The sequence below is a fragment of the Desulfofustis glycolicus DSM 9705 genome (assembly GCF_900130015.1).
GTDB lineage: Bacteria > Desulfobacterota > Desulfobulbia > Desulfobulbales > Desulfocapsaceae > Desulfofustis > Desulfofustis glycolicus.
This window is the reverse complement of sequence record NZ_FQXS01000038.1, coordinates 26,032-37,331: the sequence shown is the minus strand read 5'-3', so window position 1 is coordinate 37,331 and position 11,300 is coordinate 26,032. Positions and strand designations below refer to the sequence as shown.

Annotated in this window: 10 protein-coding genes and 3 tRNA genes; 4 read left to right on the top strand and 9 right to left on the bottom strand. The window is 55.0% G+C overall.

Annotated elements, in window-relative coordinates:
- Positions 1–336: transposase (locus BUC26_RS23945; protein ID WP_208609846.1), on the top strand; the 336-nt coding region annotated here is incomplete at its 5' end.
- Between the two features lie 327 nt (positions 337–663).
- Here the strand turns inward: BUC26_RS23945 and BUC26_RS23165 are convergent.
- From BUC26_RS23165 to BUC26_RS20190, 9 genes are all read right to left on the bottom strand, one after another.
- The gene (locus BUC26_RS23165) at positions 664–843 is read right to left on the bottom strand and encodes a hypothetical protein (RefSeq protein ID WP_143166098.1); all 180 of its coding nucleotides are present in this window, start codon (positions 841–843) and stop codon (positions 664–666) included.
- Between the two features lie 150 nt (positions 844–993).
- Positions 994–1,224: a hypothetical protein gene (locus tag BUC26_RS23160; protein ID WP_073379019.1), complete on the bottom strand. Its 231-nt coding sequence runs from the start codon at positions 1,222–1,224 to the stop codon at positions 994–996.
- Positions 1,225–1,548: 324 nt separating this feature from the next.
- Positions 1,549–1,625: transfer RNA gene (locus BUC26_RS20220), tRNA-Asp, on the bottom strand.
- 15 nt (positions 1,626–1,640) lie between these two features.
- Positions 1,641–1,716, bottom strand: a tRNA-Val gene (locus BUC26_RS20215).
- A 52-nt stretch (positions 1,717–1,768) separates the two neighbouring features.
- Entirely contained in the window at positions 1,769–4,177 is a 2,409-nt protein-coding gene (gene lon, locus BUC26_RS20210) for an endopeptidase La (protein WP_073379017.1), read from the bottom strand.
- 23 nt (positions 4,178–4,200) lie between these two features.
- Positions 4,201–5,478: an ATP-dependent Clp protease ATP-binding subunit ClpX gene (gene clpX / locus BUC26_RS20205; protein WP_073379016.1), complete on the bottom strand. Its 1,278-nt coding sequence runs from the start codon at positions 5,476–5,478 to the stop codon at positions 4,201–4,203.
- Positions 5,475–6,083: an ATP-dependent Clp endopeptidase proteolytic subunit ClpP gene (gene clpP / locus BUC26_RS20200; RefSeq protein WP_073379014.1), complete on the bottom strand. Its 609-nt coding sequence runs from the start codon at positions 6,081–6,083 to the stop codon at positions 5,475–5,477. Before clpP ends, clpX begins: the two co-directional genes overlap by 4 nt.
- Before the next feature lie 150 nt (positions 6,084–6,233).
- Positions 6,234–7,610: a trigger factor gene (gene tig / locus BUC26_RS20195; RefSeq protein ID WP_073379013.1), complete on the bottom strand. Its 1,377-nt coding sequence runs from the start codon at positions 7,608–7,610 to the stop codon at positions 6,234–6,236.
- Between the two features lie 165 nt (positions 7,611–7,775).
- Positions 7,776–7,859 (bottom strand) — tRNA-Leu (locus BUC26_RS20190).
- Positions 7,860–8,151: 292 nt separating this feature from the next.
- On the opposite strand from BUC26_RS20190, the gene BUC26_RS20185 reads away from it, so the two are divergent.
- From BUC26_RS20185 to BUC26_RS20175, 3 genes are all read left to right on the top strand, one after another.
- Entirely contained in the window at positions 8,152–9,018 is an 867-nt protein-coding gene (locus BUC26_RS20185; RefSeq protein ID WP_073379011.1) for a DsbA family protein, read from the top strand.
- Between the two features lie 8 nt (positions 9,019–9,026).
- Positions 9,027–10,007: a PhoH family protein gene (locus BUC26_RS20180; protein WP_073379010.1), complete on the top strand. Its 981-nt coding sequence runs from the start codon at positions 9,027–9,029 to the stop codon at positions 10,005–10,007.
- 63 nt (positions 10,008–10,070) lie between these two features.
- The gene (locus BUC26_RS20175) at positions 10,071–11,258 is read left to right on the top strand and encodes a pyridoxine 5'-phosphate synthase (protein ID WP_073379009.1); all 1,188 of its coding nucleotides are present in this window, start codon (positions 10,071–10,073) and stop codon (positions 11,256–11,258) included.
- Positions 11,259–11,300 lie beyond the last annotated feature (42 nt).

The following is an 11,300-nucleotide window of genomic DNA, read 5'->3' as shown; positions in this document are numbered from 1 at the left end:
CGGGTGAAAGAGCGGTTGCGTTGGGTCCGAAAAGCAGCAACCCCGCAGGCAGCCAAGTGGCGCTTGAGCAATTTTCTACTGTGCATGGCAGAGACCGATTTGACCAGATCACCGGTGTTAAAGCCGATCATCTCCGCAATCGAAACAGTGATCAGGCACCGCCAGGCGATTGAATCACGGTGGCAGTCGGGCCACAGCAATGCTCGCCTGGAAGGCTTGAATAGCATTTTCCAGGCAGCCAAAGCACGGGCCAGAGGGTATCGGAACCCACAGACATTTATCAGCATGATTTACCTGATCGCCTCACCGGTTGGTAATCTGCTCAAATCCACTTGAAACGACGAAGAGCCATTTACTTCAGTATATTTCTGGGTTCCATTTTTTATTTCTTTCAGTATTTGTTTCACTATTTTGCCCTGAGGGACAAATTTATTTAAATGCACAACGTTAATTAGGCGAAGTGGCGGTTAGGGCTTATGTGCGACAATACTTTCTTTCTTTTCAGCCTGATCATTCTCAATCTCTCGTAGAAATTTAAAGCCAACCTTGGGTGCAACCTGAGCAAAAAGTTATTATGCAACAGAAATAATTAAAAATTGCTCATGAGTCCTATTGTAAAACTCTATGCAAAATCAATTCGTTCTAAATCGGTGAGAAGAATAATTACAAAATAGCGACTTCTACGCCAACCGGATCATCATCCCGGTCAAAGACACGCTGCACCGGCCCACCGAGATCGTCATCAACTCTCGCATGCCGATGGGCCGCGAAGAAACCGAGATCGAAACCACGGCCTTCTTGTCCGCCAGCAGTCGTTTCAACAACGGCCGCTGGTTCAATCAAATAGTCTCTGGGACCAACCGTCACGGCAACAACACATGACCAACCGACTCCGCACGAGATCGACAGCGCAGCCGTTCCGACTACAGCCGGGCGGGTACGCTGTCGATCATCCCGATTTCCCGCATCATTTGCACTCTACCCCCCGCCGCATCAAAAAATCAAGAGGAGAAGGCTATGGAATGGACACCGCTTATCGAGGCAACCTACTTTACTGGCATCCGGACGGATCTGCTGACCACCGTCATCGGGATCGCCAGTTGCCTTCTTATCGTGGTTCGGCCTGCGGGCTTCCTCCACCAAGTCTTCCGGAGTTGACAGGAACTCAGCGATCACCCGTACCTTGCCGATCGGCTCATTGGTGTATGTTATTTTCGGCTTCATAAATCTTTTTCCCGTTGCGCCAGTATCCGGCGCCAATGATCCGCACTGTATTCTTCCACCAGGCAAACCTGACGGTCAAGATCCCCTCGGCAACCTTTTCCAAACAATAGAACCGATTTCTCTCTCGCTGTGCTCGAGATCCTCGAGAATAACACGCCGAAACGGAGGGGGACCGGAAAATCCGTTCCCTTTTTATTGAATGAAGCAAAAAATAAGACGATGCAGCCGAGGGGAATTACCTTTACTTACTACTCGCATTGCGAGGAATAGTGCGGGGAAAAGGAGAAAGGGTTTCAGGAAAAATCCTGAAACCCTTTCTTTAGCTGGCGGAGCGGACGGGACTCGAACCCGCGACCTCCGGCGTGACAGGCCGGCATTCTAACCAACTGAACTACCGCTCCGAATAAACTCGTCTATGGTGGGCGGAACAGGGATCGAACCTGTGACCCTCGGCTTGTAAGGCCGATGCTCTCCCAGCTGAGCTACCCGCCCGGAAACGTGGTGTGTATTTACCAGCATAACCGGTACCCGTCAAGCAAAAAGATCACTGGGTCGTATTATGCTCGTTGAGTGAAATTTCGTTATATACCGGGTTGATCGGTGGGTGTTTGAACAAGCTCTCCCCCTCATTGACGATGATCGCCTGCTCGAGGACCTCATCCATGTGTTCGACCAACGTGATGGCGAGCTTTTTCCGGATCTTGACCGGCACGTCGTTGAGGTTGCGCTCGTTATCCTTGGGGACCAACACGTTGGTGATATTGCCTCGTTTGGCTGCGAGCAGCTTCTCGGTCAGCCCACCGATCGGCAGCACCCTGCCGCGCAAGGTGATCTCTCCGGTCATCGCCAAGTGATGTTTGACCGGTTTCTTGATCAATGCCGAGACAATCGACGTGGCAATGGTGATGCCTGCCGACGGTCCATCCTTGGGGATGGCCCCCTCCGGGACGTGCACGTGGATGTCCAGTTTCTGGTAGAAATCGGGTTGCAGGCCGAGTCGTTCCGCCCGGGACCTGACATAACTGAGGGCCGCCTGGGCGCTCTCCTGCATCACATCGCCAAGCTTGCCGGTGATGATCATTTTGCCGGAACCGGTCATCAGCGTCGTTTCAATTTGCAGCAGATCGCCGCCGACCTCGGTCCAGGCCAGCCCGGTTGACAAACCGATCCGCTCCTGCTCTTCGGCCAGGCCGTAGCGATATTTCGGGGTGCCGAGATATTTGTTCACCGATTGGACGGACAGTCGGTATTTCTTATTCTTCAAGTCGCGCTTGAGGCGATCACGGGCTATCTTTCGGCATATCGCCGAGATATTGCGCTCCAGGTCTCTGACCCCGGCCTCTTTCGTATAACGACGAACGATCTCGAGAATGGCGCCGGCAGTCAGGGAGATATCGCCGGCTTTGAAGCCGTTTTCTTCGATCTGCTTGGGAATCAGGTACCCTTCGGCGATCTTCTGCTTCTCCTCTTCGGTATAACCGCTCAGGTGGATGATCTCCATGCGGTCCTGGAGCGGCACCGGAATGCCGTGCAGGTTGTTGGCCGTGGTGATGAAGAAGACCTCGGAGAGATCGTAGTCGATGTCCAGGTAGTGATCGTTGAAGGCGATGTTTTGTTCCGGATCGAGCACCTCCAGCAGTGCGGACGAGGGATCGCCGCGAAAATCCATGGACATCTTGTCGACTTCATCGAGACAGAAAACCGGGTTGGATACCTCGGCCCGCTGCATGGCCTGGATGATCTTGCCGGGCATGGCACCGATATAGGTGCGCCGGTGCCCGCGGATCTCCGCCTCGTCACGCACGCCGCCCAGGGAGAGACGGACAAACTTGCGGTTCAGCGCTCTGGCCACGGAGCGACAGATCGATGTTTTGCCGACACCCGGGGGGCCGACGAGACAGAGGATCGGTCCCTTGATCTTCTTGACCTGAGCCTGTACGGCCAGGTATTCGAGGATACGCTCCTTCGGTTTTTTCAGGCCGTAATGATCTTCATCGAGGATCTTTTCCGCTTTGTTGATGTCGATGACGCTCTTGCTTTTCTTTTTCCATGGCAGCGTCAGGATGCAGTCGACGTAGTTTCGCACCACCGTGGTCTCTGCCGACATCGGCGGCATATTGCGCAGCTTCTTCAGCTCTTTGGTAACCTTTTCCAGGGCGATCTGCGGCAGCTTTTTCTTTTTAACCGCCGCTTCGAGTTCGGCGATATCGTCGCCCCCGTCTTCACCCTGGCCCATCTCACTCTGGATTTCCTTGACCTTCTCGCTCAGGTAATAGTTGCGCTGGGTCTTGCCCATCCGCGTCTTCACCCGGGCGTTGATCTCCTTTTCCAGCTCGGACAGCTCGATCTCCCGATTGAGAATATCGAGGATGGTCTCCATGCGCCGCCCCAGTGATTCAGACTCGAGGACCTTTTGCTTTTCCTCGGTTTTCAGCGGCAAATGAGCGCAGATAACGTGGACCAGCTTACGGGGATCATCGATGTTCTGGACAGACTTGACCACCTCTTTGGCGATCTTCTTGTTGGTCAGCGCAAATTCCTCGAAATAGCGGCGTAACTCTCGCTCGTAGGCGACCACCTCGCTGGAGGCCTCCATCTCTTCCGGCAATTCCTGCAACTCGGCGAGCATGAAGCGGTCATGGTGGACATGCGAGATGATACGCGCCCTCCGCTTGCCCTCGACCAGCGCTTTAATGGTACCGTCCGGCAGACGCAGCAATTGCATGACATTGGCCAAGGTACCAACGTCATAAATGCCCTCGGGGCCGGGTTCGTCGTCACCGGCCTTTATCTGCGTCACCAGGAAAATCTCGGTGCGTTTTTCCATGGCGTCTTCGAGGGCCAGGATCGACTGTTTTCTGCCGACCACCAGCGGTGCCACCATATGCGGAAAAATGACGATGTCGCGTAGCGGCATCACCGGAAAAAGCTTCGTTTCAAGAGATGATTTCATTATTATGCTCGTCTACGGTCTTCTCAGGCGCTTTTCAGTTCGTCGTCGGCGACCGATTTCTGATAGAGGATGACCGGATAATCGCCGTTGGTGATAACCTGCTCGCTGATCACGCACTCCTGCACATCCTTTTTCGATGGTAAGTCGTACATAACGTCAAGCATCGCCTCTTCCAGCACCGAGCGAAGACCGCGGGCCCCCGACTTGCGGGCCAGCGCCTTGCGGGCAACGGCGGTCAGCGCGCCTTCGGTAAAGCGCAGCAGGATATTTTCGAACTGAAAAAGTTTCTGATATTGTTTGGTTAGGGCGTTCTTCGGTTCCTTGAGGATGCGCACCAGATCCTCTTCGACCAACTCCTCCATCGTGGCAATGACCGGCAATCTGCCGACCAACTCTGGAATCAGGCCGAACTTGAGCAGATCTTCCGGCTGCACACTCGCCAGGATTTCGCCCATTTTCTTCTTCGTTTCACTGTGGATTTCAGCGGTCATACCGATCGATTTCCGGCCGGTGCGGCGTTTGATTACCGAATCCAGGCCGACGAAGGCGCCACCGACGATAAACAAAATGTTGGTGGTGTCGATCTTGATCAACTCCTGTTGCGGGTGTTTACGGCCGCCCTTTGGCGGAATCGAGGCGATGGTGCCTTCGATGATTTTCAGCAGGGCCTGCTGAACGCCTTCACCGGAGACATCGCGAGTCAGCGACGGGCTGTCGGATTTGCGGGCGATCTTGTCGATCTCATCGATGTAGATGATGCCGCGCTCCGCCTTTTCGATATCATAATCGGCGGCCTGCAACAGGTTGACCAGGATGTTTTCTACGTCTTCACCGACATATCCGGCCTCGGTCAGCGTCGTCGCATCGGCGATACAGAACGGTACCTGCAGGACCTTGGCCAGCGTTTGCGCCATCAGGGTCTTTCCCGAGCCGGTCGGACCGATCAGGATGATGTTCGATTTCTGCAGATCGACCTCGTCGTCACTGGCCGGGGCGTCGATCCGCTTGTAATGGTTGTGCACCGCTACCGACAGGATCTTTTTGGCTCGCTCCTGGCCGATGACGTATTGCTCCAGATAATCGTTGATGTCCTTGGGTTTCAGCGAGGCCGCCTGGAATGCCCGCTGGCCTTCCCGGCCGTCGATTTTCTCGTCTTCTTCGAGGACGATCTCGTTGCACAACTCAATACATTCGTCGCAAATATAAACGTCGGGACCGGCTATCAGCTTTTCCACCTCGTCCTGGCTCTTACCGCAGAACGAACATTTACAGTCGGTTTCCCGCTTGTCGAAATCACTCATGATGCCTTTTCCTCTCCTGGGAGCGTTCGCTTGGTGAGTACATTATCTATTATACCATACTTTTTCGCTTCTTCGGCACTCATAAAGCGATCACGCTCGGTATCGGCAGCGATCTTCTTGATCGACTGGCCGGTATGGCCGGCCAGGATTTTATTCAAGTCTTCACGAATCCGCAGAATCTCCCGGGCATGGATATCGATATCGCTCGCCTGTCCCTGGAACCCGCCCATCGGCTGATGGATCATGATCCGGGAGTTGGGCAGCGAGTAGCGTTTCCCGTTGGCCCCTGCGGCGAGCAATACGGCCGCCATCGAGGCGGCCTGCCCCATGCACAGCGTGGCGATATCGCACTTGACAAATTGCATCGTATCGTAGACCGCCATACCGGCTGTGACCACGCCGCCGGGAGAATTGATGTAGAAGGTGATATCTTTGTCGGGGTCTTCGGCCTCGAGGAAAAGGAGCTGCGCAATGATCAGGTTCGACACGTCATCGTTGATACTGGATCCAAGGAAAATAATGCGCTCCTTGAGCAGGCGGGAATAAATATCGTAGGCGCGTTCCCCGCGAGGACTTTGTTCGACTACCATCGGTACCAGGTTCATATCCGCTCCCCTGAAAAAAGTCGACTGCAACGGACGTGAGCCCCTGCAGTCGAAATTGGTTGACACTGACACAGTAAAGCCAAAGCTGAAATAATCAACGGCTCCGTGTCGTCTTCCGGTGCCGTTGGTCGGACACCGTCCTGATGTCGATTATTCTTCGGTGCTTTTCGCTTCTTCAGACGTTGCCGCCGCCTGCTGATCCTGCTGGTCTGCAGTCTCTTCGGCCGGCTGTTCCGCCTTCGGCGCAGGATCGATCAGCTTTGCTTCCTGCTTGAGGAAGTTCAGTATCTTCTCATTGAGCACTTCGTTCATCAGCGGCAGCAAATCGTCACGGTTCTGGAAAAACTCTTTGACCCGGGATACCGGCATATTGTACTGATCGCCGATTCTCTTGAAGGTCCGTTCGAGATCTTCATCCTTGACCTTGATGTCTTCGACTTCGGCAATCTTTTTCAATATGAAGTCGCCGGTAACCCGTTGCACGGCAAACGGCCTGTTGGTCTTCTCCAGATCCTCTCGGCTGATGCCAGCGGCCTCCAGGCTCATACCGTTCTTTTCGAGCCGTTCCTGGGTATTTTTGATGATCTCATCGAGTTCAAAACGAACGAGTCGCTCCGGTACTTCAAACTGGTGGTTCTCCAGCAGTTTTTTCATGATACGGTCGTTGAGATCACCTTCGGCGGCCGTTTCCTTATCTTTCTGCAAACGTTCCCGGATGGCGTTTTTCAACTCGTCGAGAGTGGTGAACTGCTCGTTGACGTCCTTGGCGAATTCATCGTCGAGTTCGGCGAGTACGCGTTCTTTGACATCCTTGACCAGTACTTTGAAATTCACCTTCCTGCCGGCCAGGAGCGGATTGGGATGGCTCTCGGGAAAATCGACTTCGTAGGAGGCCTCCTCGCCCTGCTTCATGCCGACCAATTTTTTTTCGAATTCGGCATCGAGTTGACCGGAGCCGACATCGACGGAGAGGTCTTCACTTTTCACCTGTTTCATAGCGCGGTCTTTGTGGTAGCCCTGATAGTCGACGACAACCACGTCGCCCTCGGCGACCGGCCGGTCTTCGACGCTTTTCAGGACTGCCATCTGCCGTCGCATAGCGGCAAGCTCATAGTCGACGGCTCCATCGGTGACCGTGTTATCGGGCCGCTCCACCTCGAGTCCCTTGTAGGTGTTGAGTTCGAACACCGGACGGGCATCGACCTGGGCGACATAGGTAAAGCTGCCGTCGTCGTTGAAGGTGGCATCGGTAATCTCCGGATGGACGACCGGGTCGAAATCCTGCTTTTCGATAATATCAAAATAGGTATCCTGAACCAGTTTCTCCCCGACTTCGCCCTGCACCTGTGCCCGATAGCTCTTGACGATAACGGAACGGGGCACTTTGCCTTTGCGGAAGCCCTTCATTTTCGATTCCTTCTGCAGTTTGGCGTAGGCCTCGTCGAGCCGGCCCTGCACTTCTTCGGCGGGAATCGTGATCGTTACCTTTCTCGTCAGCGTACTGAGTTCTTCTACCTTTACATCCATGTGAGATTTTCCTCTGGTTGTTAACCTGTTGCCTTTGTTCCAAGCTCCCGGAAGATCGAAAAAAACCGTTCAGCCTCTTGGGTGAACGGAACGTACGAATATCCGGACAGCCTTCAGTTGCAAGACCGTCAAGAACGACTCGACAGCCGTTTGAGTTTCAGCACGTGGTGCGAGAGGAGGGACTCGAACCCACACATCAAAGATACTGGTTCCTAAGACCAGCGCGTCTACCAGTTCCGCCACTCTCGCCCAAGGTGCTTGCTGTTTGAACCCGGTTCCCCTGTCACGTAACGCTTATCGGAACCCGGCAGCGGGCACACCGTAAGATTTCAGGGAGACGGAATCAAGCCTGCAGGCCACAAAAGGGATAAATATTACCATCTATTGTATCGGCAATCCATTCTTTTTGTTAAAAAGGTGTTCTTTTTTGCGTCTTGTCAAAGGATACGATAATGGCTATGGTGGCTGCTATCCACCTGTATCGGTGCGAAGCCGCTCCTGATGCATAGCTTACTCTTGACTCATCCTTAACGAGGTTATCATGATTCCTTTCTCGTTTTTCCGGGCTGTAGCCGTCGGCAGCCTGTTGCTGTTGCCCACCATTTCATCGGCAGCCGCTCAGTCGGCCCCGACCGGATTGATTTTCGAACAGACGAGCCAGTGGCAACTTCCGCAGAAACCACTCGACCTGGTGCAGTCGGTTGACGGTAAGTACCTGTTTGTGTTGACCGACCAGCAGTCGGTCCTGATCTATGAGACAAACGGTCAATTCAAGGGCAGCGTCCCGGTCGACAAGGGCGTTTCCGCCATCGATACCGACGCTCGCGGCGAAAACATCCTGCTAATCAATAACAAGGACAATACGTTTTCATCGATCGCTATCGATTTTGTCGTCGATATCGACGTCGATGGATCACCGACCAAAGGAAATCCCGAAGCACCGGTGACCCTTACCGTTTTTACCGATTTCGAATGTCCCTACTGCAAGCAGTTTGCGCCGATGCTCGACGAGGTACACGAGCTAAACAAGGACACGACCCGCATTGTCTTCAAGAATATGCCGCTTCGGTTCCATAATTTTGCCGACCCCGCCGCCCGTGCCGCCCTGGCCGCCGGCGCCCAGGGCAAGTTCTGGGAGATGCACGACATTCTCTTTGCTGTACCGGAACTAAATGATCAGGCCATCGTTGACGCCGCAACGAAACTCGGCCTTGATATGGCCCGCTTCAACCAGGACATGAACTCGCCTGCGGTTCGGCAACAAATCAACAAAGACCTGCAGGCTGCTCAGGAAGCCGGTGTGACCGGGACACCGACCATTTTCGTCAACGGCAAACGCGTCAAAAATCGCTCTATGGAAGGATTCCAGGCCATGATCGATCAGGAGTTGCAGGGAGGGGGTCAGTAAGCCGCCCGATGCAGGTGCAACAGGAACGACGCACCCTGGAGCTGGACAGCAACGAACTGGCCGGCATCCTCTACGGTGATCTCAACAAGAATCTGCTGGTGCTGGAAAACGGCGCCGGCGTCAAAATTCATATCCGGGGCGCTAGCCTGACCGTCGCCGGCGCCCGCCACGATGTGGCATTGGCCGTCAACCTGCTCGAACAGCTCTACGAGTTGATCCGAACCGGCTATCCGGTCTTCTCTTCCGACGTCGCCTTCGGCCTGAAAATCCTGCAAGCCAACGCCAAGGCGCGGTTGGACAAGATTTTTCTCGACAAGGTCTATGTCACCACGAGAAACCGGGTTATCTCGCCGAAGACCCCCAACCAGAAGATCTATATCGACGCTATCCGTGATAACGACATCGTCTTCGGCATCGGCCCCGCCGGTACCGGCAAGACCTATCTGGCCGTGGCCATGGCCGTTTCCGCCCTGGTCGAGGAGCGGGTGCGTTCCATCATCCTGACCAGGCCGGCCGTCGAGGCCGGTGAAAAGCTCGGCTTCCTGCCCGGCGACCTGGCCCAGAAGGTCGATCCTTTCCTGCGGCCGCTCAACGATGCCCTGATCGATATGCTTGGCCCGGACAAGGCATCGGATCTCGTCGAACGAAGTGTTATCGAGATTGCCCCGCTGGCCTTCATGCGCGGCCGGACGCTGAGCAATGCCTTTATCATATTGGATGAAGCGCAGAATACGACCCGGGAGCAGATGAAGATGTTCCTCACCCGAATCGGCTTTGATTCCCGGGCGGTGGTCACCGGTGACACCACCCAGGTCGACTTGCCGGTTCACCAGCGCTCCGGGCTGATCCAGGCCGAGTCGTTACTGCAGAATATCCCTGGTATCGGGTTTTGTCGATTTACCAAAGCCGATGTCGTCCGCCACCCGCTGGTACAGAAGATCATCCATGCTTACGAAATGCACCAGGCCGGCAATGACACCGTTGTTTAACCGCTACCGTGAAGATGGTGTAATCACCCCATTGGCTCTCGACCGATACGAGGCACACCGACAATGCCGATCTCGCTGATCAACGACCATTCGGCAATTACCCCGGCACTTGCCGAAGCCCTGCGCTGCGACGGTGCAACGCTGCTGCACATTTGCCGCATCGGCAGCGGCACAGTCACCGTGCTGCTGACCGGTGACAAGCAGGTTCGCGAACTGAACCAGCGTTTTCGCCACCAGAACAAGCCAACCAACGTCTTGAGCTTTCCGTTTGGTGACGGCGCCGATCCGGCCGTACAATCGCTTGGCCTCAGCGAACTCGGCGACATCGTTATTTCCGTCGATCGCGCCGCAGAGGAGGCGCGCACCGTCGATACTACACTCTATCGTCGTCTGCATTGGCTCATGGTTCACGGCCTGTTGCATCTTTTGGGTTACGACCATGAGCGATCCCCGAAAGAGGCACGGTTGATGGAAAGCGAAGAAGAACGGATACAGCAATCACTGCTGCAAACTAGGAGGTTTAAGATGATCAATTTAGCTATCAATGTCGATCACGTCGCCACCATTCGACAGGCCCGGGGCATCAATGAGCCGGACCCGGTGACTGCGGCTGCGATCTGCGAACTCGCCGGCGCCGGCGGTATCGTCGTCCACCTGCGGGAAGACCGGCGCCACATCCAGGATCGCGATGTCCGCCTGCTACGGGAAACGGTGAAGACGAAGCTGAACCTGGAGATGGGCGCAGCACCGGAGATCATCAAGATCGCCTTGGAAATCGTTCCGGACATGGTCACCCTGGTTCCGGAGAAACGAAAAGAACTGACCACCGAAGGCGGCCTCAACGTCGTCTCGCAGAAAAAAAAGCTGGCCAAAACAATAGCACGAATGGAGCGGGCCGGCATTCCGGTATCACTGTTTATCGATCCAACGGCCGACCAGGTGGCCGCCGCCGCCGAAGTCGGCGCCACTTTTGTCGAACTGCATACCGGTACCTACGCCGAGGCCCGCCAGGAATCACAGCGGCAGGAAGAATTGGCGCTGCTGGCGACAGCAGCCGAGCAGGCGGACCAGCTCGGTTTGCGCGTCAACGCCGGTCACGGGCTCAACTACAATAATACCGCGGCCGTCGCCGGGCTCGATTTTATCGAGGAGCTGTCGATCGGCCATGCCATCATCAGCCGCGCCGTATTTACCGGTCTGGATGAAGCCGTCAGAGAGATGCAGGCCATCATCGACGGCGCCTGCTGGTAACGGGTACGCCGCCGGTTGCAATTGCGGTCATCTCAATTGACA